Consider the following 21,471-nt stretch of genomic DNA (forward strand, 5'->3'; position numbering starts at 1 on the left):
GATTGCAGCTTTCCGCAGGAGCACAGGGGCAAGCCCCCGATTTTGATGATATAATGGATGCGAAAAAGGGAGCTCCACAACCAAGACGGTTGGTGGAACTCCCTTTTCTTTTGTTTATTTGGCCGGAGCGGTACGAAACGGATTGCGGGATAACACAAAGTGCACAACGGCAAGTCCTGCCATGACGATGGCACTGCCAATGAATGGAGCCGGATGACTCACGTGGTCCCACAACAGTCCGGAAACAATGGGGCCTACAACCATGCCTGATCCCTGCAATGTAAGGAAGAATCCCCAGATCGCGCCCCGCTCCCCTTTGGGAATCAGCGTGGCTACAAAAGCATTCCAGGCGGGCAAAATCATGGCATAACTGATGCCCACCAGCATGACAACACCAAACACCACCGGAATGGATGTTATGGAGGAGAATGCGAACAGACTCGCCGCCGCCATCAAAAAACCAATGTTCAGGAACGGCTTAGTGCCAAACCTGTCTACCATTTTACCAACAGGCAGCAAGGCAATAACGGTTATTCCACCACCCGCAATCAGCAACAAGCTGTATAGATTCGGTGAGATGTGCAGGTCTGTGCGTGTATATAGCGTGATTACTGGACTGAGCAGCCCGATGACAAACGACTGCATAAACAGTGCAGGATACACCAATGGATTAACATTTAGCGTGCTGCGTACCCGTTGTAGTGTGTCCTTCACACTCTTTTGCAGCCGGATGAACGGCGTGAGCAGATTCGGTTTGGCTGGATATTTTACATCACTATTCTTCACTGCTTGCTCGGCAGGCTCTCCTTCAACAATGACGCGTCCAGGAAGAATCATAGCCACCAGAATAACGAGAATCGCACAACCCATCAGCACGAGGAATATAGTTCGATAATCATGATGCGTGCGCTCCAGCAGCCAGTTCATGCCTATAGGTCCAAGCCCCGTTCCGCCGAGAGCAGCCATCTCCAGCGCCCCCATTGCTGTACCATTCTTGTTCTGTGGGCCTGACATCGCCGTCACGCCTGTCATGGCGCAAGGCCAGAGTGGTGACGTACCAATGCCAAGAATCAGACAGGCCATGGCCAGTCCAACGGCACTTTTGAGAAAAAGGATCATAATAACAGCGATTAAGGTACAGATTAATGCTGTAACCATCGTTGCGCGGAACCCGATCCGTTCTGCAGCCCAGCCGGAAGGCGCCCTGAACAGATTATCTCCCAGATATTGAAGAGCAAATGCCACACCAATGACGCCTGCAGACAGACCCAGTATATTGTCCATATACACGGGCAAAACAGCTACCAACAGGGCTCCTTTGATAATTTCAACTAGAAAAAGTGTTAGCCACATTGCGATAAAAAATGGTGATCGCAAAATTTTGGCTGGTTTTGTATCGGTTTGCATTCTTTTTCCCCTTTCGGCGTTCATTTGCCTATTCCCTATCCTTAGTGTAACCGTGGGGAATGTGCCCAAATCTCAGCAATTTAAAAAATTGTCGATTTATACTGTTGCATTCGGTTCTTAATTTGCTATACTCATCTTTGTTTACCAATTTTATTAGGAAGGGTTGTGACAGCACTGATGAATCACCACCGTACGCCGCTGTTTACCGCTTTAAAAAATCATGCGGCACTCAATCCGGTACAGTTTCATATTCCGGGCCATAAAAAAGGATTGGGAGCGGATACCGAATTCCGTGAATTTATTGGCGATAATGCCTTCTCCATAGATTTGATTAACATCGCACCGTTGGATGACCTGCATCAGCCAACCGGTGTCATTCAGGAAGCACAGATTTTGGCAGCAGATGCCTTCGGAGCCGATTATACCTATTTTAGTGTACAAGGCACAAGCAGTGCCATTATGACCATGATTCTGTCTGTATGTTCACCGGGTGACAAAATTATTGTGCCCCGTAATGTGCATAAATCGGTTCTGTCCGCCATTATTTTCTCAGGCGCCAAACCCGTATTTGTTTCTCCTTCACAAGATGCCAACCTTGGTATTGACCATGGAGTGACTACACAGTCTATCCGTCGTGCACTTGAGCGTCATCCGGATGCCAAGGCATTGCTTGTAATTAACCCGACCTATTACGGTGTGGTTACCGATCTGAAAGAGATTGTTGAGCTGGCACACAGCTATCAAGTCCCTGTCCTTGTTGATGAAGCACACGGTGTACTCATTCATTTCCATGAGGATCTGCCGTTGTCTGCGATGGCAGCAGGTGCCGATATGGCTGCAACCAGTGTTCACAAGCTTGGTGGCTCCATGACACAGAGTTCCGTACTCAACCTGAACACGAAGAATGGGTTCGTGAATCCACAGCGTGTACAGACGATCCTGAGTCTGCTGACCTCAACATCAACTTCTTACATTTTGCTTGCTTCACTCGATACATCAAGACGTAACCTGGCACTCCACGGTCGTGAAATTGCACAGAAGGCGATTGAACTAGCTGAGTTTGCCAGACGTTCGATTAACGATATGGATGGCCTGTATTGCTTCGGTAGAGAGCTTCTGGGTACAGAAGCGACCTTCAACTATGATCCAACCAAAGTAACGATCCATGTTCGCCATCTGGGCATTACAGGATATGAGACAGAGAACTGGCTGCGTGAACATTACAACATCGAGGTCGAACTTAGTGATATGTACAATATTCTGTGTCTCATCACGCCAGGAGATACGGATGACAGTGTCGATATCTTGCTGAACGCTTTGCAGGATCTCTCCCGTACCTATTATCAAGTGAACCCAGCCCATGAACTGGTCGTAAAAGTTCCGGATATTCCCCAGTTGATGCTGACTCCACGTGATGCATTCTACGGTGATACCGAAGTGATTCCGTTTAAGGAATCCGCAGGACGTATTATCTCGGAATTCATCTATGTCTATCCGCCAGGAATTCCAATCCTATTACCGGGTGAGGTTATCACCCAGGAAAATATCGACTACATCATCGATCATGTCGAAGTTGGATTACCCGTCAAAGGACCCGAAGATCGCAGTGTAACCAACGTTAAAGTGATCGTGGAAGCCGATGCCATTTTCTAAAACAACTCCCTTGCGCTGTGCAGGGTATAAACTTAAAGGACCAAGCCCTAGCTTGGTCCTTTTTTATTTTATGGGACAAGCGAGTTTGCATTTTCCCGTCTATTTCGTCGTTCAAACCGGTGGTGTACATGCTCGTATAACTCTTAAAAAACAAACAAAAGGCCCCCTGAAATCAAGGAGCCTTCATGTTATGTTCCAAAAGAATGACTATTCTTGTGATGCAACGAGTTCGTTGTAAGCCGCTTCAACGCGGTTCCACTCTTCTTCGTCTTCAATATTGTAGAGCACCATTTCCTCGTCTTCTTCTTCCATACGCAGGATGATGCCGTCAGCTTCAGGATTGTTACGTTCCAGCAGGAGCGCATAAACATGCTTCTCCACGTCAAACGTCTCCACCAAAACCATCTCCACGTCTTGGCCGTTCTCGTCTGTTAATGTGAGAAGGACTTCTTCATGCTCGTGGTCGTGGTCGTGGTCTTGCCCGCATCCGCAGCCATCGCCGTGTTCATGTGTGTGATCGCTCATTGAAATACCTCGCTTTATAAATAGAAATTGTGTAACCTTGCATATCGTAACATGTTCAATGACCCAGGTCAATTTAACTCACAGGGTTATTTCCGCTTCAATCGTTCAGCGCTGTAATGATTTTCTCCGCTACCAGGACGTAGCTGCTGTTTGCATTTTCTTTAATATGAAAGCCGACTTGATACTTGCCGGCACGACTGAAATCGTACGTAAAATCGTAAGTGCGGAACCAGAAGTTATCCTTCTGTGTCGTCAGCTCCTGTGACTGGATATCCTTCACCTGACCGCTTGGATTGGTAATCGTTACTTTCACCGCAGCTACATCTGCTGTCAGACTGTCCACTTGTGAAAATACATTGAATTTCAGCTTACCTACGTTAACGTTGCCAAATACAGTGTCTCCCTTGAAGAGAAAAATATGTACATTCGGTTTGATCACCGTTACTCTCTTGTTACTGCTGTCCCATTTGACGACGCCTCCAGCTTCTCTTACAGGTACATAGGTCGTTCCATCAATGAGATAACCTCCATCAGCTGCTTCCTTGCCGTTAATGAGAACACGAATCTTCTCGTTCACCGAATCTGCAAACAATAAAGACCCGCCGAGCAAGGAGAATACCGTGACACAAAGCAATATTCGTTTCCATTTCATCCCGTCAATATTCCCTCCCCTGCTGCTAGCTGTTGTACATTTATACTGCAGATTCATCCACAAAGTTGCGCTGTTTTTCATCATTTTTCATTTTTTATCCAGAATTTTTTCCACCCCTTGGAATGCACAAAAAGAGGCGATCCTCATTATAGGATGCCCCTGATCTATAATTGTTATATATACAGGATTATACGAAGAGTTATGAAGAAGTATGGCGGGTCAATATACAGGGAACGCCCTTGCCTAAAGCCCCTTCAATTCTCATACGTGCAGCATAATCCATGCCTCGCGTACATGGTGTCTTACATCTCTCACATACATCCGAAGTGACCAACTTCATGGATACACGAATTTTGTCACTCTTTAATGCGGGAGTTTTCTTGCCCTTTGCTTTTGCCATCCCGGATTCCCCATTTCCCCAAGTGCTTACTAATGTAATGCATCATATGGGGATTCGCCCGGTTGTGTGTCAAACGTAATGATCAAACTTCCTGATTTCGGTTATGTTAAATAAAGCCACCATTTACCCGGATCGTCTGACCTGTAACCCATTGTGAATCCGTTCCAACCAGAAATGAAATGACACTCGCGATGTCTTCCGGCTCACCCAGACGACCAAATGCATTCATTTTACGGATTCCTTCTAGCTGTTGCTCCGTCTTGCCAACCGAGAACAACTCCGTGTTAACCGGACCTGGTGCGACTGCATTAATCGTAATTTGTTTAGAACCAAACTCCTTCGCTAGTTGACGGGTAATCTGCTCTACCGCCCCCTTGGTTCCTGCATACACGCTGTAGTTGGGAAACATCTGTCCTGTTACAGAGGTAGAAAAATTCACAATACGTCCTCTATCTTCCATATGTTTAAGCGCTTGTTGACAAGCAAAGAAAGTACCCTTCACGTTAATGGCAAACTGCTGATCAAATTCTTCTTCTGTCACTTCCGCTAAAGGGGTTGTCTTCATAATACCTGCATTATTGATTAGAATATCCACTTTGCCAAGCTCGCTGATCGTTTGGGAAAACAGTCGTTCCACATCTTCCTTCCGCGCCAAATCTGCTTGCACGGTAATGGCACGAACTCCTTTTTGCCGAACAATCTCTGCTGTCTCTTCTGCTTTGTCCGGACGACTCGCATAATTAATCACCACATCGGCTCCAAGCTCCGCGAGTTGCTCCGCAATTGCACGTCCAATACCTCGCGACGATCCTGTTACCAAAGCGACCTTACCTGATAATTTGTTCATTCGATCTCCCATCCTCTTCACTCATATTTGGATAAACCGTGTTCGACTAATAACCATACCTGTGCAAATTCATTATCTATCGTATCACTACGCCATTCATAGGCATGTGCCGGGTGATGGAAACGAGCCGTTGCATGAAGAATAGCCGCTGCTATTACCTGAGGATCACTGAACTTAAACCGTTGATTCCGGCGAATAATTTCGCTCAAATGGTGAATGAGATGCTCTACATGTTTGCGGATTAGATCAGCTGATTCTTGGGTAACCCGCGCATACATTTCAAATAATTCCGGATCTGACTCAGCATAATGACATTTAAGATGTATTAATGTTTCTATATATACTTTCAGATGATGTGCACCTTCACTTGCGTTTTTCTCATCCTGGGTTACCAGAGTTAAAGGTGTGATTATTTCTTCTTCAAGCCATTGTTCAGTGACACCTTCAAGCAATGCCTTCTTGCTGACATAATGCCTGTATATCGTTCCATGACTGACTCCGAGCAATTTGGCGACATCGGTGACGGATGTTTTGGCAGCACCGAAGCGTCTTATCGTTTCCTGTGTAGCTGCAATAATCTGCTCTTTAGTGAGAAATTCAGAAGTTTTGTCTTTTACCATATTAACGAGATGGTTAACACCATCCACTTGCCACCTCCATTGAGGTTAGTTTAACACACTGATAACAAATGACAAATATTGATTTTTGTCATTTGTATCATTTATCATTTTAACGTCCAATGAAGTCATAACAAAAAAAGAGCCCATTAAAACTGGGCTCTCTTGCCTTACTTATCATGTATATTAAGACGCTCTACAATTGACAATAGTTAGTATAGTCACCATTGGTGCACTTAGAAAACGTATTTAAATAATAAAAATATGACCAGGAGGATGCCTCCGAGAATGAGCCAGTTGCTGATTTCATACCAAATACCCTTGCCTCCGGACAGGTATTTCTGTTCATTCTCCTGATGACGCTGACGGTGGGTATCGGTCTCCGAGCCATGGGGTGGTTTGCTAAAATCCATCATGAGTACATTCCCCTTTCAACAGTTTTGTGTAAACTTAATACCATTATAACCCATAATTGAGTACTAGATTGATTTTTCTGCATAAAAAGGGCTGTTTCATACAAATGGTTCTATTGGATAGCAGTTAATTCTTCTTCTGTGACCCATTTGTGATTCTTAACCAAATCTCCCCCTGTTGTAGGAGTATAATCAACCATATATACCGTTGTCTGTTCAGCAGAATCAATTGTGGCCTTGGCTCCCTTCATTCCTTTCATGTGGTCAGCGCTCAACAGCACCTCAGAACCTGCCGCATACGATTGATCCGTATGATCCTGTATTTCCTCATGAATAACCCATTTATGATTCTGCACGGGATCTCCACCTGTGGTTGGGGTATACGTCACTGCATATACCGTAGTCTCATATGCTCCAACGATCTTTGCTTTCGCACCCTTCATGCCCGACATGTGATCGGCACTCATCATCGCCTGGCTTCCTATAGGAAAGGTGGGATTGCTTTTCTCCCGCAGTCCTTCCGGTAGCTCTCCCGATTCAGAATGGTGCATCTCACCTGCGGTGGCTGTATGACTGTTATCGTTACTTTCAATAGTCTGCCGAGTCTCCTTGCCACATCCACTCAAAACCAAACTGCTTGCGATCATTAAAGTCGATATGGTCAGTAAATACTTTTTCATGTTCTGCACTCCTTTAATTCTATTTATATTACTCATTATACCCCCTACAGGTATGTTGCAATCATTATTATTGCTTTTTCCGGGCAGACGTATCTTACAACGGAGCAAAATAAACCAAAAGAACCTCCGATTTCTCGGAGGCTTCTTATCAACAACAAATAGTATCAGTGATTACGCCAGTTCCACGTTAACATTCACGTTCCCTTTGATTCCTTTGGAATATGGGCAGTAGTCATGGGCAAGTTTCACAAACTTCTGTGCTGTCTCCTCATCCAGACCAAGAATTTTAACTTCCAAATCAACTTGAAGCTTCACGCCGTTGTCCTCAGAGTCTGTCACCAACATAACGGTTGCAGCTACAGTACTTCTTTCAATTTCAACTTTGTGTTTCTTCAATTGAAACTCCAGTGCGGAGTTAAAACAAGCACTATACCCTGCTGCAAACAACTGCTCCGGATTGGTAGCTGTCGTCACTTGTCCTCCGAGTTCAGGCGGTGCCGCAACATCCAACATAAACACGTTATCTGGGGATTGTACGATTCCTTGACGTCCACCTGTATTGATGACTGTTGTTTCATATAATGTTTTCATTTGTGAAAACTCCTTTAGTTGATTAGATTTATTTTGACTAAATTTCAATCTCTCTTGTATCGCCAACAATTACATTGTACACAATTTAATTGCGTATGTAAATAGTTAATATTAAAAAAATAATGCAGTTTAATGTTGCGTTTAAATGAATAGCGATGATGAGGATTATAATTGTAGTCATCAGATAACCTAAGTCGAACTTAAGGAGGAATAACACGTTTGGAGAATAATTCATTTCTAACCCCGGACAAGCCCAAACATAAAGCCCGAGCACTTTCTGAGGTGTTGGCTGTATCAACCAAACTCGGCCTGACTTCGTTTGGAGGACCTATCGCTCATCTCGGTTACTTTCATGAAGAATATGTTCGCCGTAGAAAATGGATGGATGAACGAAGCTATGCAGATTTAGTTGCGCTATGTCAATTTTTGCCCGGGCCTGCCAGCAGTCAAGTCGGGATTGGAATTGGCATCATCCGAGGTGGTTTGCTGGGGGGACTGATGGCTTGGCTTGGTTTCACACTTCCTTCTGTCATTGCATTAGTTTTGTTCGCTTTCCTTCTTCAAGGATTTGATATCAGCAGTACTGGCTGGATTCACGGCCTTAAGATTGTTGCTGTAGCTATTGTCGCTCAGGCGATATGGGGGATGGGACAAAAACTAACTCCTGACCGCTATAGGGCAACCATCGCTATCATTACTGCAGTGGCGACTCTTGTGTGGCAGACTGCGTTCACTCCAATCCTTTTTATTGTGATCGCAGGCGTGATAGGTATGGTCCTTTTTAGTAAAATGACCGAGTTTAAAACAGTAGACTTGTCTGTCCCTGTGAATCGTAACTTGGCAATCGTCTGTTTGGCTACGTTCTTTGGAATCCTGATTTTTCTCCCGTTACTCACTCCCTTTGATCGTTCGGGGTGGCTGTTATTCTTTGATAGCTTCTACCGTTCAGGATCACTCGTATTTGGTGGAGGGCATGTTGTACTTCCGTTACTGGAACGTGAATTCGTCCCTGCAGGTCTGATTAATAAGTCCGACTTTTTGGCGGGATATGGAGCAGCACAAGCTGTACCAGGACCACTGTTCACCTTTGCCGGTTATTTAGGAGCGATGATGCGTGGGGTTTCAGGAGCTTTGGTTGCAACGATCGCTATCTTTTTGCCAGCTTTCCTTCTGATCGTAGGCGCATTGCCCTTCTGGAGTGCTTTATGTAAAAGCTCAAAAACCCAAGGAGCATTAATCGGAATTAATGCAGCCGTTGTAGGTATTTTGTTGGCATCGTTGTACGATCCGCTTTGGACAACTGCGATCCTAACTCCTGTTGATTTTGCACTGGTAAGTATGTTGTTTCTAATGCTCGTTTTTTGGAAAGTACCACCGTGGATCGTTGTCGTTGCTGGTGCAGCAGGCGGTACAATCATGAACCTTCTCTAAATAAAAAAAGGTACCCGTACACTTGAACACTTCTTTTTCAAAGTGTTCAAGTGTACGGGTACCCGATTATTCTAAGCATACCTTTTTTACTGCTCCATGCAGATTATCGATTTATCCTCTTCGTCATTCCAATCGTAAACTTCTCAAATCCCAGTTTTGCGTAGTAGGTTTCCAAACCTTCCGTGCACATCAGTTGTGGAATCACCTTATTTTTCTCGCAATGCTCAACGATTCGTTTCATTAATTCTGTACCTATTCCTTGAGATTGATAGTCAGGCAGAACGCCTAGTCCGCATATTATACCTGTTATCACTCCATCTGATATTACACGCCCCATGCCCACTAAGCGCTGCTGATCATAAGCATACATTGCATACCAACTTTGTTTGCACATACGTTCCAATTCATGTTGAGATAAATTCAGCGAATTCCATCCCAAAGATTCATATAGCGTTACTAATTGGTCGAAGCTCTCAGGTGGTTCTATTGAATAATGTATCGATTCTCTCATCAGATACCTCCTCTATCTACTCCATTTTAGTTCAGTTACTCCAGATATCCACTTTCATCTGGGCACATTTGAAATACTTGGCCTCAGCCTTGCTTGTAGTCAGTTTCAACAGACATTGCAGCTCTCCATGTTGGAATAGCCCACCACTAAGGTCAGCAGCAACACCGCCATACTGGTCATCCGCACCAAGCCATACAGATGGTCTCTCCAACCCCGCTGAGAATTGTAATCCGGTGCAGAGGAGCACAGTGAGATTCTTACGGTTCTGCGCCTCGTCTCCTGCTACGCCATGTGTGGTGAAGAATACCATGTTTTGCTTGAAATCGGTGTATGTTCCATCTGCTTTATAGGCACGGACCATACCATACTTCTGATTTACGTTTTGATAAAAGGTGATTCCGGCCTTGCTATCCTTCGATTTAATGCCAACCTGAACTGAAATTCCAATGTTTCCGTTTAATTGTAGCGCTTCCAAAGTGATTGCAATTGCTGTTACTTTTGAGCTGTCAATCAGATGTTTCATTTTTAACTCTGCCGTGGCTCCTGCCGTTGTCGGTGTTGTAACGGTTATGGTCCCTCTGTCGGGCAAAGGCTCAAACGTAGGGGTCCCCACCACCTCCACCCAATCCGGTAACGTTCCGTAAAGAAAATCGGCCACAAGCTGTTTGTGAACCTTTCCAAATGGCACGATCTGACCCGCTGCATCACGTATAACCATCTCTACACCCCCACCGAATAGGCTACACCGATATTATGATCGGTATTGTAATACACGTACACTACCCCGTCCATAACGGACACCATCAAGGATTGCATATTGGTCGTTTCCCAATTTAATGCCGGAAAATATATATCTGAAGGTTTGTCCAGCAGTTGACGAAAGTCTGCGCTGATCTTAGCAATGGCAGGCCGAGCTACAGTCGTGACCCCACCGGAAGCATAAGCCGATAACATGCCCAACCACCACATGCTCCCTTTGTACATAAATACACCAGCATTGGGTCTCGAAATGTTTTCATCCGCCGATAAAGTCGCATCATTACCCCCCATTAATGGTCTCGGATCAGCTAACCAGCTACGTCCGTCATGTGAATGCCAGATACATTTGCGGCCAAAGTCGCCGCCGCCCATCACCGAAAAACCGATCCATTTGCCGCCATTTCTGAAACACGAGAAGTAACCGGTATGACCATCACCAGGGAACCCGGGAGGTTTGTCCAAAATCAAACCCACTCTTGTCCAGTTAATCATGTCTACAGAGGTCGCAAGTGCCGTTGATTGATTGATTCCCAGTCCGTTTTGTTGATAATACATAAAGAACAATTGTTCTTCATCGTTCCAGATCACAAATGGCGTTTCCGTCGAATTCCCAACCACAGTATCGAGATACACCTGTCCGTGTTTGGTCCATGGTCCTGTCGGGCTGTTCGAGTAGGCTAGTCCAATTCCTCCGATATGATTATGGTTGGTAGAATACGTAGCATAATAATCTGCTTTTGCATCAGGGATAAGTCCCTTTACCTTGATCGCCCGAAACCAATAGATTGATTGAAGACCCGCCATTGCAGCGGTATACATAGGATTGTCCATTTTTTTATCAAATTGAGGCGTGTACATCCGTCTGGTTTCTGCATCGCAATAATCATAAGGCGCAACGGCCCTGCTTGCCTTCATCGCTGCGTCGAGTGCTGTCTGAGCAATATTTTCAGTCGTAGACATGGGAACTCAACTCCTTCGTGAGCAGGCTATTACCATTTACCGGTCGCGAATATAAAACATCCGAAGTGTCCTTTAATAGGATTGAAAAATCAACAACATTACCCTCATTTGCAGCCGGCTCCTGAGTAATACAAATGATAGGACAAATTCTAACATTATATGAATACGCTTTCATTTTGTTCATTCCTTTATTTCCTTTACAGTTGTTATCAGCCATTGTCCCTTTCATTGGTACGCCCGGATAATGTTGATCCTTCATATTAATCCCTCCTATTGTTTTCTCCCGATAAGTATATTCATGAAGTTACCTTTCTGTTAAAGCATTATGCCCATATTACAGCCTATTATTCTCAGTCTGGTTTTCATATAAAACATAAACAGGTTAACCAATACAAATTGGCTAACCTGTTTGAACGAAGAAACTGCACAACCAACTACTTATTCCTCCGCAAAAAGTGAAGATATGGGATTGGCTACTTTTTTATTGGATTTCTCCTTGCCTTGGTTATCCAATACATAGTACTGGTAAAAGTCGTTCGTGAATCCAATAGACTCCTGTGTTTTCAGCTTAAAAGCTTCAAATGCCGCATCACTCAGATGATCCTCATTCCAGAAATAATGAAGCATCAATCGATTCTGGTTATAGGGATGTTTGATAACGTATGCACCCGCGGCGAGAGGTTGGTTCATGGTATTTTTCCAAGGAAAACCCGTCTGTTTCGTTCGATCAATAATGTTAAATTTTAAAGCCTGCACCAATCCGTTTGACTTGGCATTGCCAATGACAATAAGGTTACTGTTGCCAATCTCTTTTTTCATCTTTTGCTTCAGTTTCTTGCGATCCCGTATAATGTCGTATCTCATACCGGTCATATCAAGGAATCCGGTCAACTGATTAACCATATCTTCCTGCTGTTTAGTTGCAAGCTTACTGACCTGATCGCTGAGCACAATGGTTAATTCCTCGCCTTGAAGGACTTTGTCCATCAATCGATTCATCACTTCATAAGGCAGATTAGGGATCATGCCCATGACAGCCTGATACTGTTGTTGTAACATGTCATGTACATAGGCGGCGGTCTCTTCCTGTGATAATTGGTATTCCGGCTTTAAGACAAAGTTAGGCTGATATAGGGCCATCTGCATTTCTGAACGTACTTCCTTACCAAGCACATCTTCAATGGTGTGAAGCAGCCCCTCTAAAGTTGCATTCTGGTACACGTAGCGTTTGAAATATGTTCTCATGAACTCGTCAAATTTCTCTTCGCCGACGGTACGGTAAAGCTGATAGATCGCTTGTCTTCCCTTCTGATAATATACCAAACCTGCTAAATCCCCAGCTTCATCGTTTGTTGACGCAATCGCCATCTCTACGGGCGCCGTATCAAACTGTACGGATCTGAACCCATTTAACTTATCTCCCTGTTTCTCTGCAAAATACACCATGGAGAAATCGGCAAAGCCTTCATCCAGGAAGGATTCGGTCTCCGAGTTATTACCGATCAATGCATGGAACCACTGATGCGCTATTTCATGAACAAAGGTTGTGTCTTCTTCTGGAATAGCACCATTTTGAATCTGTCCCATCTGGATGAGCCTCGCATACTCCACGGCAACGCCTTGTACATACGTCTCGACAATTCGGAACTCTGGATAGGGATACTTGCCATATTTCTCACTATAAAAATCGATGACCTTGAATGCCTGATTAATGTACCGGTCAACTATCTTTTTCTTGGATGGATCATCGTTGTAATAATAGTATTCCACCGTCAGACCGTTACGGGTAGCGCGCTCCACTTGAAGATTAGGACTGGCAAAGAAAACAAACTCTCTCGTATTCTCGGCTACGGCAGAAACAATTTTACGTCCATGTTCTGTACTGTCTTGAGTGGTGATAGAGCCAAGCATGGCTACCTGATACTCCTCAGGCACATTAAATTGAACTTCAAAGTCCGATGAGGTGTAATAATCGCTCTCAAAAGTTCGACTATACGGTGCCTTGTTCCATTGATGCTTAACCTCGTCGTAAACAGACATCACCGGGAACCAGTGCGCACCATTGATCATGTCCTTGTAGTAGGAAACTCGCTGTGAGCCATAGGGTATATTCAACTGAAACTCCAGTTGGAATGATACAGATTCGCCTGGTTGAACGGGCTCTTTCAACTGCACGGTCAACGCTTGGTTTTCCTTATGGAAATCGAGAGATTGGCTATCTGCTGTTACAGCCTGAATATCGATGCCACCCAGAAAGTCCTCCGCTGTCTTCTCCGGGTGATCTTCACTAATCTTTTCATTATGCTGTTGGTACATGCTCGCCTGTGTAGACTTGGAGAGGTTTGCGTCAGCATATGTATGAAGGACCAACTGCTGGAGGGTATCCTTGCTTGTGTTGCGATACGTTACCTTCTCGCTCCCCTGGATCGTCATGTCCTTCTCATTTAATCGAGCATGGATCTGGTATTGAATCGGGGCCTGCTCTAAAGAGTCTTTCTGTGTGTTATGTATCTTCGTAGATACAGGTGGGACTGCTTCCGCTGCCACAACCCCCATGCTGGCAAGTGGGCTTGTTGCCAGTATTAAAGCCAGTGTACCCGCAATCCCTACTCTGGCTAACTTTGATGTAAATGGGTTTGAATAATTCATTAGTTCTCTCCTTCTCCTGTTCTATGATGACCTCAGAACCAAGTATAGAAGAGGAACCTTACGTTGAATTTATGTTTTATTTAAGTTTTGTTTAAAAAAAGGAAAAGAACATGAAGCTTTCTCAAATCTCATTCATGTTTGTATGTAAAAAAAGAAAAGAAGCCTACATCGTAAGGCTTCTCGTGTATGATCTGTAGTGGGCTCGAACCACTGACCCCTACCCTGTCAAGATAGTGCTCTCCCAGCTGAGCTAACAGATCATGATATATAAATGTTTCCCAATCAAGTAACAGTATCATATCAAGTAACCGTGTTCATTGTCAATGATTTATTTGGTTATAATTCACCCGAAATGGTGCACAATAAAGGAAAGATTACCATTTCTACAACGAGGTGAATTCCCTATGAGAAACTTAACAAAACGGTCAACATCCAATAAATATACATTTACCAAATGCTTCTTTCTCTTTGCTGGGCTTGTGATTCTCAGTACAACCGTTACTGGTTGCAGCTTAGAGAGGGATGAACATACAGTTCAATTCCAACAGTTAAAACAGCCCAATGAAAATGGTGAATCTCTTCCCGTTTGGCTGGACGTATACTCCAAATCTGTAATTCAAGATGTATATTCTCCGCGAGGAAGCAGTGAAGTCTTGCCGTGAAGGTTAACAGATGAATTACTCATCTTCATCCCACTTGCGTGAGTATGCTTTCTTCGTAACGTAATACAACAGAGTAATCATTCCCGCCGACATTAACAAGGTAATGACCATGATGCCTGTCATGCCCATCACTATCCCCTCCTCTCCCAATATGTTCCAGACTTCACTATACAGGAAAAACATTTTTTTGTATAATTCAGTCTGATATGTCGCGCAAGAGCAGAAAGAAGGAATGGAATTGGCAGCTGAGATTAGTTATGTATCGACAGAAGAACAACTGGAGCAAGCCCTGGGAATTCGCCATCACGTTTTTGTGATCGAGCAACAGGTGCCTGCCGAGATTGAGATTGATCAATTTGATGTCATCAGTCCAGATGTGCATCATGTATTGTTAAGTACGGATGGCCAAGCTGTAGCCACAGGACGTCTGATCTATTACAGCAAGGATACGGCCAAAATGCAGCGAATCGCAGTGCTTAAATCTCATCGTTCATTTGGTTATGGACGTGTGCTTCTGCTCGCGATGGAGGAGCGAGCACGTGAACTCGGCTTATCCTATTCTGTACTGGATGCTCAATGTCAGGCACAGAAATTCTATGAAAAACTGGGTTATGAAGTGATTTCGGAAGAACCTTTTTATGATGCAGATATTCTGCATGTTCGTATGAGAAAGAGCTTGTAAAACTTCGGCATTGGCAAGTCTGATCAGCATATGATGCATACTTCCCATGAATTCGGATAGGCTAATCAGGTAAACAGATTCCTATCTCGTCATATAAGGAGAGTGTGACATCATGGATCAAACGACACGCGAGAGTTTCACAGCAGTACAGAAAAATGGTGACGGTGACCTGACAGCTTTTCAGACTTCAGCAGGACGTGTACTGGATTATCAGCAAGCACTTGCAGAAGTAAAAGCTGGTGCTATTGCCGGTGTGAATGTATTTAAAGGCAAGGATGGCGAAATGTACATTCGCGGCGATGCCGACGGTGATCCAACCAACAACCTGGACCAACTTCCCCATTTCTAAAATAGATGCACATGTCGTACATGTGACACAGTAAGCGCCGATCCGGATATCCGGGTTGGCGTTTTCTTATTATGATTAGTAGTCCGTAAAATATTTTACGGAATCACCGGAAGGTTGGCTTTTGCGAATCGGCTGTTGTACCTGTTCCCATGCCTGTAAAATCTGTATACCTTCGAGAGTAGACCGATTCTCCCACGCGATGTGCCCGGTTCGTTCAAGCTCCAGCAAAGACTCATGAATGTAAGCTCTGCTTCGTCCCGTCTTGTTCTCCAGTTCATCCATACGCGGCAGCCTGCGCCGTTGTCCTGTATAGTTCACCAAAATACGTAAAATCTTGCGTTCAAAGTCGTTCAGCATACTTTACCTCCCCATTCAGATCCGTAACAGGACGCCATGCCAGAATACCTTGCTCCAGAAATGTTCGGGGTGAGCCTTCTTTTCCCGCTGATGCTCTAATCATCCCGCCACGTACACTGTTAATTCGAATCTGTCGCTGCGTAATCTGCCCTGCACGATCCATGTAGACAAGCTCCACCATCTGGCCAATATATTTCCCTAGCATAATCATCCCTCCGATAAGAACATTTGTTTGTATTTCATATTATATGCGAACATAAGTTCTTTATTCAATAGTAAAAAAAGGATTTTGTAAAATAAAAAACCAGACCTTCACCTTAATGATCAAGGCAGTCTGGTTCAACCCATAGTATAGCTAATATGAAACATGGCTTGTAATGACCAAGTTCAGTAGCGGATCAGTGTCGATCCGATTCCGAAAATTGCACTTTCTTTAACTGTTGTGTAGATGGATTAAAATCAACATTTACATAGACTGCGAATTGCTTGCCGTCTTTAGCACGAACCCACAGCTTGAACTGTTCCCGTGATTGATCCGCTGTTAGGGAGGTACGACCGATATGCTTATAGTCCAAAATATCCACATTATACTTGGTCTGTGTTTCTTTGACCGCAATAATTCCCCACTTCGCATAATCCGGGATGGCTCCACCCGTAGCCGAGGCAGGTGTGAATCCCGTTAAACTAAGCATAACCGTAAGTATTGTAACGATGAGCATTCTCATTTCACTCACTCCTTGGGACAATATGTTTCTGTTATATTGCCCGTCCGGCTTTCATTTTACACGAATAAACGAAAGATCCAGGCCAGTGGCCGTAGGGAAAAAGGAACCACATGAACAAGCCGGTCAAACGAATCAGGAGGCTCCGTCCGAAAGCTCATTCCCCAGTCACCTGAGAAAACGTGTTGTTGTGTCTTCGGCTCCTCAGGACGTTCCAACCCGTATTTCTTCTCAAGTAACTGCCGTGTTTCTTCATCCACCTGAACCTCGTTTGTAACGTCATATGCTGTGACAGGCTCGCTGCTTATGTACATCTGAATCATTAGAAACATCGGAATCCACGCTATTTTTACCCAACGTTTGTTCATCTTAAACTCCTTTATGTACTTTAATTCTCTTGTATCTGGAAGCTCCATTTAGAGGTTAGATTATACATAAAATTCACCGAATTGGAAATAACAACAGGGAGAAGATATGCAGCATTTGATATGCAATACTTAAGTCCCATTTGGTTGGTTTTTTGTTTAAAAAACCCAACAAACGTGTAATAGGCCATGACAGAGTGACTCCACGATCTGAAACCCTACACGATCTGCAATACCAATCTGAGGAGGTTACACCCGAATGTTCAAACGCTTGGATGAAATCCTAATTGAGATTCCCAATGTCGAGAAGCCAGATCCGAATGCTGCGGCAGCTATACAAGAATTGCTCGGCGGCAAATTCGGAGAAATGTCAACGTTGAACAACTACCTCTATCAATCGTTTAATTTTCGATCCAAAGAAAAGCTAAAGCCCTTCTATGACCTCGTCATGAGCATTACGGCTGAAGAATTGGGTCATGTTGAACTCGTGTCTCATGGGATTAACAAGTGCCTCAGAGGCTCAACCGAGTACAAAGAACCCGACGATACGCCGCTAGGTTCGGTGAAAGATGCTCGTCTGTCGTATCACTATCTGGCAGGTGCACAAGGCGCAATGCCTTTCGACTCTATGGGTAATCCATGGACGGGAGCAAACGTCTTCAACAGTGGCAACCTGGTCGAGGATCTGCTGCATAACTTCTTCTTAGAATGTGGCGCTCGTACCCATAAAATGAAAGTATATGAGATGACGGATCACCCGGCAGCCCGGGAAGTAGTTGGTTTCCTGCTGGTACGTGGCGGCGTTCATGTTGTCGCATATGCGAAAGCACTTGAGATTGCAACTGGCGTAAATGTGACCAAGCTGGTTCCTATTCCTTCACTGAACAACAAAGCCTTCAACGAGGCTCGTAAATATGAAGAAAAAGGGGTACACACCAAGCTGTACACCTATAGTGATAAAGACTTCAATGCGATCGGCCAGATCTGGAAAGGGACTCACCCCGAAGATGGACAACCTCTTGAAGTCATCCAAGGGATACCTGAAGGATTCCCGATTCCAGAAGCCCCTGCGGTGGAAGAAGAATTCGCCCCAGGCATTTCGCAAGAAGACTTTAAGGAAATTGCTCGCCGTCTGAAGATGGCAGGAAATATTGCCGATTAAGGAACAAATTGTTTAACAGGTTCTTTCCCTATATATAAATTGTTAACTCTATGTTTAAGTGAAGCCCTCGAACCCTGCTGCTGAATGCAGAGAGGATTTGAGGGCTTTGTTATAATCAATTTATGATACCATTTTATGGTGCAAACATGAGTCTGTTGTATGCACGTCATTCCCTGAGAATTTAGCTGTAAAAGTAAACCGGATCTCTGCTCACATCGTTAAACTTAATTAAACTCCAGCACTGATTCCTCACGCTGACTCATGACTTCAATTAGCATGTTGGCACCCAGACGAAAACCTTGTGCAAACGCTGCTTCCGTATGCATGCCCTCACATCTGCCACACAAGTCAAATAACTGTTCAAGCTCACGGAATTCGTTCTCGCTCAATCGATTCTTCCACTGCTCTGTCAGAGCTGCAATCTGCCGCCCTAACGCTTGGTATTCAGGATGTGTCGGCATCATCATCTCATCCGGTCGAAGTCGTCCATTATATAATGCTTCTAATATCGAATTCATGTGCATCCTCCTGTATATCAATACGCACCTCACTTGAATGAACGTTCTGCACATGGTAGGATATTTATGCAGTCGCTCATTCAAGTGATTGTGGGTTAGGAAGTAGCGCTGTTCTTCGAGGGACGAACGCTGCTTCCTTTTTCTATTTTTGGAGCTCGTCGTAAATCTTCTCAATCCCTTTGCGAACGATGTCTGATCGATTCGTATTCAGCTTCTCAGCCGAAATATCGAGCTTGTTCATAATTTCCTCGTCAACACGTATCTCAATCGTTCTGCTTTTGGGTTTGTCAGACTTAGGCCGCCCCATCTTTTTGGCGGACATTTGCTTCACCTCTTTTTTTGTCCTGACAACAATATATTATTGCCAGGACAAAAAGTCAATGTAATTATAAAACATACGTTCGTTTTTGTGACAGCAGATTCATAGATAAATGTATAGTCAGTAATCCGTTTGAATGATAAAAAACAACCTTGAACGGCTAGGCGCTCAAGGTCGTTAGAGTACTATTATTGAGTAACAAATTAAAATTCAAGAGATACGCAGACAGGTAGGGAAAAGAAGTTGGTATTTTAGCATTGTTATCACTACATATTCAATATTTTTATCTCGAAAACCGTTTTACTTGTTCATTGGTTTTCCATATCTCACTAAGACATGCCAAAGTAATTTTAATTCTTGTAGAACTTCTTTGTAGGTTCCTCTATCACTCCAATGACTTGGATTTCGTTTCAGGTCCATAGCTGCAGAACCAATGATATTTGCATCAATCAAATCACTTTTTGCAATTCTCTTGGCTAGTGAAGGCATCGAAGGACCTCGAAAATCCATAGGAACGTCATCTACCAATAGTGTAAAGCCCATGTGCCAGTGGAGATCAATGGAATACTTTAAACATATCTGCTCTAAGATTCGTCCTGTATGTGTGCCTTTAAATGATGGGTCGGCAACAAGAATCTTTACATCTTTTTCAAGGGAAATATCACCATGAACCTGAGCTTCGATATAATGGTCCAGATTTCGGTGTGGCTCTTGGTTTGATGGATTTCGGAATGATTTCTCAAGATTGATGAGCATATGGTCAATTAACTTTTGAACTGTTAGATTTCTTTCACCAATGGCAAAATTATTATAAAATACATCCCTCATAAGAGCAGCCAAAACGAGGTCAAACTCCTCATACGTTCCCTTTTCCTCAGGGTCTTGGTGAGAATCCAAATATGTATACGTGCAACGCTGAGAGACCTCAGTGGATAAAAGGAAATAACATGATCCAAAACGCGGAGCAGGTCCATCGGGATGTAACATGACATTGAGCGCCCCATACTTGGGACGTTCGCTATTGGTTGAGCCATTAATTTGGTACGCTCCGCCAAACATTTTATTCTCCCAAACGTCACGTTCACCGCCTGAAAATGCGGATACACTTCCATTCGATAAGAAAGTCTCAAACTGACTTTTATAAACCCCCTGCTCAAGTAGTGCCTCAGCCACGCTTTTCATATTCGGATCTAATCGATCTGGGTGAAAGTGTAGCGCGATACTTGCATGAGATTTTAGTTTAGTGATAGCATCTTCAAATGTCTTCAGCTCGATGTTGGACATACGAAGGATTTCCCTAATGGTTTGCTCCGCCTCATTTTTGCGGCTTCTTGCATAATTGGTTACATGCTCTTGAGCTAATTGCTGAGACCTTGATAATTCCATGAGCAGAAGATTCCTTTCCATTTTTATAAAATCATAATACATGATGGACAGTAAGGGAACTTACAGGCGGTTCAAAAATCATGATAGCTTGCAATGAATCTAATCCACATCATTTCTTTCAATTTGAATCATATTCATGTGCAACGCGCGTTCCTCCACCATCATAAAGCTATGAGCCCCTTATTCTCCGCCTTGTGTCTTAACTTTCTCCTCATCCTTCACGGTCACATGAACTACTTGCCCTTCATTCGCTGTATTCGCATCTCGCATCTGAATGGTCCATGTCCCTCTATCTGCATCAAACCGTGTGTCCTCTATGACGGGAATATGCATGTTCTCTGTATCAAGTGAATGCAGTCCGCTACGAATCGCATCCGCAGCCGTCATGTGCGCACCATCTGGTGCCACTGGACAAGATACGGCTATCTTTTCTGCTCTGGCCTGCCCAGGATAGGGTTGATTTTCCGGGCCTCCATCCGTCCAGACTTCAACATAGGAGCCGATCTGCGGATCAGGCGCATTGGAGAACCATTTTGCCGGATAATACCGACTCTTTCCTCCATTGGAACTGAAATCCTCATATGCCGGATCAACAACAAGAATGGAATTGTCTTTGCGTTCAACCACATAACCAGTGAATCCATCTTCACTTGGTGCATTGGCTTGAGCCTGCACAGAGTTGCACTCGATATGTCCTGAACATCCCGTAAGGCATACGATTAGAATTGAGAGCAATATGAGGACTCGACGAAGATGGATCACATGTAAATCCCCCTTTAATAACACCTCTTTCTAAATTTAACGTACCCGGTCAGATTATTGTTGCATATACAGCTATCAGCTCACCCTTAACT

At 44.1% G+C, this 21,471-nt stretch carries 27 protein-coding genes and 1 tRNA gene; 5 read left to right on the forward strand and 23 right to left on the reverse strand.

Going from position 1 to position 21,471, the window contains the following annotated elements; all coding sequences use genetic code 11:
- Positions 1 to 114: 114 nt before the first annotated feature.
- Positions 115 to 1,407, reverse strand: a complete 1,293-nt coding sequence (locus tag F0220_RS20630; RefSeq protein WP_105599645.1) for an MFS transporter — start codon at positions 1,405 to 1,407, stop codon at positions 115 to 117.
- A 177-nt stretch (positions 1,408 to 1,584) separates the two neighbouring features.
- On the opposite strand from F0220_RS20630, the gene F0220_RS20635 reads away from it, so the two are divergent.
- Positions 1,585 to 3,060 carry an aminotransferase class I/II-fold pyridoxal phosphate-dependent enzyme gene (locus tag F0220_RS20635; protein WP_047844430.1) on the forward strand — a complete coding sequence of 492 codons (1,476 nt, stop codon included), beginning with the start codon at positions 1,585 to 1,587 and terminating at the stop codon, positions 3,058 to 3,060.
- Between the two features lie 207 nt (positions 3,061 to 3,267).
- On the opposite strand, the gene F0220_RS20640 is transcribed toward F0220_RS20635, so the two are convergent.
- The 8 genes from F0220_RS20640 to F0220_RS20675 all read right to left on the reverse strand — a co-directional run bounded on the left by F0220_RS20640 (position 3,268) and on the right by F0220_RS20675 (position 7,785).
- The gene (locus F0220_RS20640) at positions 3,268 to 3,585 is read right to left on the reverse strand and encodes a DUF1292 domain-containing protein (protein WP_036614722.1); all 318 of its coding nucleotides are present in this window, start codon (positions 3,583 to 3,585) and stop codon (positions 3,268 to 3,270) included.
- A gap of 97 nt (positions 3,586 to 3,682) precedes the next feature.
- On the reverse strand, positions 3,683 to 4,237 hold the full coding sequence (locus tag F0220_RS20645) for a stalk domain-containing protein (RefSeq protein WP_036614723.1): 555 nt from the start codon (positions 4,235 to 4,237) through the stop codon (positions 3,683 to 3,685).
- 199 nt (positions 4,238 to 4,436) lie between these two features.
- The gene (locus F0220_RS20650) at positions 4,437 to 4,637 is read right to left on the reverse strand and encodes a hypothetical protein (protein WP_091014226.1); all 201 of its coding nucleotides are present in this window, start codon (positions 4,635 to 4,637) and stop codon (positions 4,437 to 4,439) included.
- Positions 4,638 to 4,743: 106 nt separating this feature from the next.
- A complete protein-coding gene (locus F0220_RS20655; RefSeq protein ID WP_105599646.1) occupies positions 4,744 to 5,484 on the reverse strand; it encodes an SDR family oxidoreductase in 741 nt (246 codons plus the stop codon).
- Positions 5,485 to 5,501: 17 nt separating this feature from the next.
- A complete protein-coding gene (locus F0220_RS20660; protein WP_105600011.1) occupies positions 5,502 to 6,104 on the reverse strand; it encodes a TetR/AcrR family transcriptional regulator in 603 nt (200 codons plus the stop codon).
- Between the two features lie 233 nt (positions 6,105 to 6,337).
- Positions 6,338 to 6,517 carry a hypothetical protein gene (locus tag F0220_RS20665; RefSeq protein WP_036614724.1) on the reverse strand — a complete coding sequence of 60 codons (180 nt, stop codon included), beginning with the start codon at positions 6,515 to 6,517 and terminating at the stop codon, positions 6,338 to 6,340.
- 110 nt (positions 6,518 to 6,627) lie between these two features.
- The gene (locus F0220_RS20670) at positions 6,628 to 7,194 is read right to left on the reverse strand and encodes a YdhK family protein (RefSeq protein ID WP_105599648.1); all 567 of its coding nucleotides are present in this window, start codon (positions 7,192 to 7,194) and stop codon (positions 6,628 to 6,630) included.
- Positions 7,195 to 7,365: 171 nt separating this feature from the next.
- The gene (locus F0220_RS20675; RefSeq protein ID WP_017687397.1) at positions 7,366 to 7,785 is read right to left on the reverse strand and encodes an organic hydroperoxide resistance protein; all 420 of its coding nucleotides are present in this window, start codon (positions 7,783 to 7,785) and stop codon (positions 7,366 to 7,368) included.
- Positions 7,786 to 8,004: 219 nt separating this feature from the next.
- On the opposite strand from F0220_RS20675, the gene F0220_RS20680 reads away from it, so the two are divergent.
- Positions 8,005 to 9,216, forward strand: coding sequence for a chromate transporter (locus F0220_RS20680; RefSeq protein ID WP_091014224.1), 1,212 nt, complete (start codon positions 8,005 to 8,007; stop codon positions 9,214 to 9,216).
- 103 nt (positions 9,217 to 9,319) lie between these two features.
- Here F0220_RS20680 and F0220_RS20685 read toward each other — a convergent pair whose 3' ends face one another.
- From F0220_RS20685 to F0220_RS20710, 6 genes are all read right to left on the reverse strand, one after another.
- Entirely contained in the window at positions 9,320 to 9,727 is a 408-nt protein-coding gene (locus F0220_RS20685; protein ID WP_091014222.1) for a GNAT family N-acetyltransferase, read from the reverse strand.
- 31 nt (positions 9,728 to 9,758) lie between these two features.
- Positions 9,759 to 10,445 carry a hypothetical protein gene (locus F0220_RS20690; protein ID WP_105599650.1) on the reverse strand — a complete coding sequence of 229 codons (687 nt, stop codon included), beginning with the start codon at positions 10,443 to 10,445 and terminating at the stop codon, positions 9,759 to 9,761.
- A gap of 2 nt (positions 10,446 to 10,447) precedes the next feature.
- Positions 10,448 to 11,446 carry a glycoside hydrolase family protein gene (locus tag F0220_RS20695; protein WP_105599651.1) on the reverse strand — a complete coding sequence of 333 codons (999 nt, stop codon included), beginning with the start codon at positions 11,444 to 11,446 and terminating at the stop codon, positions 10,448 to 10,450.
- Positions 11,433 to 11,705 (reverse strand): hypothetical protein, encoded by a 273-nt coding sequence (locus tag F0220_RS20700; protein WP_105599652.1) that lies wholly within the window; start codon positions 11,703 to 11,705, stop codon positions 11,433 to 11,435. The genes F0220_RS20695 and F0220_RS20700 overlap by 14 nt, the downstream gene beginning before the upstream one ends.
- 179 nt (positions 11,706 to 11,884) lie before the next feature.
- Positions 11,885 to 14,095, reverse strand: coding sequence for a M1 family metallopeptidase (locus F0220_RS20705; protein WP_105599654.1), 2,211 nt, complete (start codon positions 14,093 to 14,095; stop codon positions 11,885 to 11,887).
- A 187-nt stretch (positions 14,096 to 14,282) separates the two neighbouring features.
- Positions 14,283 to 14,355, reverse strand: a tRNA-Val gene (locus tag F0220_RS20710).
- 640 nt (positions 14,356 to 14,995) lie between these two features.
- Here F0220_RS20710 and F0220_RS20715 point away from each other — a divergent pair.
- Positions 14,996 to 15,439, forward strand: coding sequence for a GNAT family N-acetyltransferase (locus tag F0220_RS20715; RefSeq protein WP_105600013.1), 444 nt, complete (start codon positions 14,996 to 14,998; stop codon positions 15,437 to 15,439).
- 112 nt (positions 15,440 to 15,551) lie between these two features.
- Positions 15,552 to 15,788: a DUF3892 domain-containing protein gene (locus F0220_RS20720; protein ID WP_017687389.1), complete on the forward strand. Its 237-nt coding sequence runs from the start codon at positions 15,552 to 15,554 to the stop codon at positions 15,786 to 15,788.
- Positions 15,789 to 15,863: 75 nt separating this feature from the next.
- On the opposite strand, the gene F0220_RS20725 is transcribed toward F0220_RS20720, so the two are convergent.
- From F0220_RS20725 to F0220_RS20740, 4 genes are all read right to left on the reverse strand, one after another.
- Entirely contained in the window at positions 15,864 to 16,145 is a 282-nt protein-coding gene (locus F0220_RS20725; RefSeq protein WP_181155477.1) for a hypothetical protein, read from the reverse strand.
- Positions 16,129 to 16,350, reverse strand: coding sequence for a hypothetical protein (locus F0220_RS20730; protein WP_017687387.1), 222 nt, complete (start codon positions 16,348 to 16,350; stop codon positions 16,129 to 16,131). Before F0220_RS20730 ends, F0220_RS20725 begins: the two co-directional genes overlap by 17 nt.
- 193 nt (positions 16,351 to 16,543) lie before the next feature.
- Positions 16,544 to 16,870 carry a DUF3889 domain-containing protein gene (locus F0220_RS20735; RefSeq protein ID WP_105599657.1) on the reverse strand — a complete coding sequence of 109 codons (327 nt, stop codon included), beginning with the start codon at positions 16,868 to 16,870 and terminating at the stop codon, positions 16,544 to 16,546.
- A 56-nt stretch (positions 16,871 to 16,926) separates the two neighbouring features.
- Positions 16,927 to 17,235, reverse strand: coding sequence for a hypothetical protein (locus tag F0220_RS20740; RefSeq protein WP_105599658.1), 309 nt, complete (start codon positions 17,233 to 17,235; stop codon positions 16,927 to 16,929).
- 256 nt (positions 17,236 to 17,491) lie between these two features.
- On the opposite strand from F0220_RS20740, the gene F0220_RS20745 reads away from it, so the two are divergent.
- A complete protein-coding gene (locus F0220_RS20745) occupies positions 17,492 to 18,394 on the forward strand; it encodes a manganese catalase family protein (RefSeq protein WP_091014199.1) in 903 nt (300 codons plus the stop codon).
- A 224-nt stretch (positions 18,395 to 18,618) separates the two neighbouring features.
- On the opposite strand, the gene F0220_RS20750 is transcribed toward F0220_RS20745, so the two are convergent.
- The 4 genes from F0220_RS20750 to F0220_RS20765 form a co-directional block, all read right to left on the reverse strand.
- Positions 18,619 to 18,912 (reverse strand): DUF6809 family protein, encoded by a 294-nt coding sequence (locus F0220_RS20750; protein WP_105599660.1) that lies wholly within the window; start codon positions 18,910 to 18,912, stop codon positions 18,619 to 18,621.
- A gap of 142 nt (positions 18,913 to 19,054) precedes the next feature.
- Positions 19,055 to 19,234, reverse strand: a complete 180-nt coding sequence (locus F0220_RS20755) for a ribbon-helix-helix domain-containing protein (protein ID WP_017687382.1) — start codon at positions 19,232 to 19,234, stop codon at positions 19,055 to 19,057.
- Positions 19,235 to 19,531: 297 nt separating this feature from the next.
- Positions 19,532 to 20,617 carry a DUF3626 domain-containing protein gene (locus F0220_RS20760; RefSeq protein WP_149846929.1) on the reverse strand — a complete coding sequence of 362 codons (1,086 nt, stop codon included), beginning with the start codon at positions 20,615 to 20,617 and terminating at the stop codon, positions 19,532 to 19,534.
- A 180-nt stretch (positions 20,618 to 20,797) separates the two neighbouring features.
- Complete coding sequence (locus tag F0220_RS20765; protein ID WP_149846727.1) at positions 20,798 to 21,379, reverse strand: DUF3221 domain-containing protein; 582 nt, start codon at positions 21,377 to 21,379, stop codon at positions 20,798 to 20,800.
- Positions 21,380 to 21,471 lie beyond the last annotated feature (92 nt).

The sequence above is a fragment of the Paenibacillus sp. 37 genome (assembly GCF_008386395.1).
Classification (GTDB): domain Bacteria; phylum Bacillota; class Bacilli; order Paenibacillales; family Paenibacillaceae; genus Paenibacillus; species Paenibacillus amylolyticus_B.

What these genes read in the sequence shown, in the direction of transcription:
- F0220_RS20755 (WP_017687382.1), bottom strand. Translation starts at nt 19,234, where the DNA reads ATGTCCGCCAAAAAGATGGGGCGGCCTAAGTCTGACAAACCCAAAAGC.
- F0220_RS20690 (WP_105599650.1), bottom strand. Translation starts at nt 10,445, where the DNA reads ATGGTTATACGTGATGCAGCGGGTCAGATCGTGCCATTTGGAAAGGTT.
- F0220_RS20735 (WP_105599657.1), bottom strand. Translation starts at nt 16,870, where the DNA reads ATGAGAATGCTCATCGTTACAATACTTACGGTTATGCTTAGTTTAACG.
- F0220_RS20675 (WP_017687397.1), bottom strand. Translation starts at nt 7,785, where the DNA reads ATGAAAACATTATATGAAACAACAGTCATCAATACAGGTGGACGTCAA.
- F0220_RS20660 (WP_105600011.1), bottom strand. Translation starts at nt 6,104, where the DNA reads ATGGTAAAAGACAAAACTTCTGAATTTCTCACTAAAGAGCAGATTATT.
- F0220_RS20705 (WP_105599654.1), bottom strand. Translation starts at nt 14,095, where the DNA reads ATGAATTATTCAAACCCATTTACATCAAAGTTAGCCAGAGTAGGGATT.
- F0220_RS20635 (WP_047844430.1), top strand. Translation starts at nt 1,585, where the DNA reads ATGAATCACCACCGTACGCCGCTGTTTACCGCTTTAAAAAATCATGCG.
- F0220_RS20630 (WP_105599645.1), bottom strand. Translation starts at nt 1,407, where the DNA reads ATGCAAACCGATACAAAACCAGCCAAAATTTTGCGATCACCATTTTTT.
- F0220_RS20760 (WP_149846929.1), bottom strand. Translation starts at nt 20,617, where the DNA reads ATGGAATTATCAAGGTCTCAGCAATTAGCTCAAGAGCATGTAACCAAT.
- F0220_RS20740 (WP_105599658.1), bottom strand. Translation starts at nt 17,235, where the DNA reads ATGAACAAACGTTGGGTAAAAATAGCGTGGATTCCGATGTTTCTAATG.
- F0220_RS20685 (WP_091014222.1), bottom strand. Translation starts at nt 9,727, where the DNA reads ATGAGAGAATCGATACATTATTCAATAGAACCACCTGAGAGCTTCGAC.
- F0220_RS20640 (WP_036614722.1), bottom strand. Translation starts at nt 3,585, where the DNA reads ATGAGCGATCACACACATGAACACGGCGATGGCTGCGGATGCGGGCAA.
- F0220_RS20700 (WP_105599652.1), bottom strand. Translation starts at nt 11,705, where the DNA reads ATGAAGGATCAACATTATCCGGGCGTACCAATGAAAGGGACAATGGCT.
- F0220_RS20695 (WP_105599651.1), bottom strand. Translation starts at nt 11,446, where the DNA reads ATGTCTACGACTGAAAATATTGCTCAGACAGCACTCGACGCAGCGATG.
- F0220_RS20750 (WP_105599660.1), bottom strand. Translation starts at nt 18,912, where the DNA reads ATGAATTCGATATTAGAAGCATTATATAATGGACGACTTCGACCGGAT.
- F0220_RS20655 (WP_105599646.1), bottom strand. Translation starts at nt 5,484, where the DNA reads ATGAACAAATTATCAGGTAAGGTCGCTTTGGTAACAGGATCGTCGCGA.
- F0220_RS20745 (WP_091014199.1), top strand. Translation starts at nt 17,492, where the DNA reads ATGTTCAAACGCTTGGATGAAATCCTAATTGAGATTCCCAATGTCGAG.
- F0220_RS20730 (WP_017687387.1), bottom strand. Translation starts at nt 16,350, where the DNA reads ATGCTAGGGAAATATATTGGCCAGATGGTGGAGCTTGTCTACATGGAT.
- F0220_RS20725 (WP_181155477.1), bottom strand. Translation starts at nt 16,145, where the DNA reads ATGCTGAACGACTTTGAACGCAAGATTTTACGTATTTTGGTGAACTAT.
- F0220_RS20670 (WP_105599648.1), bottom strand. Translation starts at nt 7,194, where the DNA reads ATGAAAAAGTATTTACTGACCATATCGACTTTAATGATCGCAAGCAGT.
- F0220_RS20665 (WP_036614724.1), bottom strand. Translation starts at nt 6,517, where the DNA reads ATGATGGATTTTAGCAAACCACCCCATGGCTCGGAGACCGATACCCAC.
- F0220_RS20650 (WP_091014226.1), bottom strand. Translation starts at nt 4,637, where the DNA reads ATGGCAAAAGCAAAGGGCAAGAAAACTCCCGCATTAAAGAGTGACAAA.
- F0220_RS20645 (WP_036614723.1), bottom strand. Translation starts at nt 4,237, where the DNA reads ATGAAATGGAAACGAATATTGCTTTGTGTCACGGTATTCTCCTTGCTC.
- F0220_RS20720 (WP_017687389.1), top strand. Translation starts at nt 15,552, where the DNA reads ATGGATCAAACGACACGCGAGAGTTTCACAGCAGTACAGAAAAATGGT.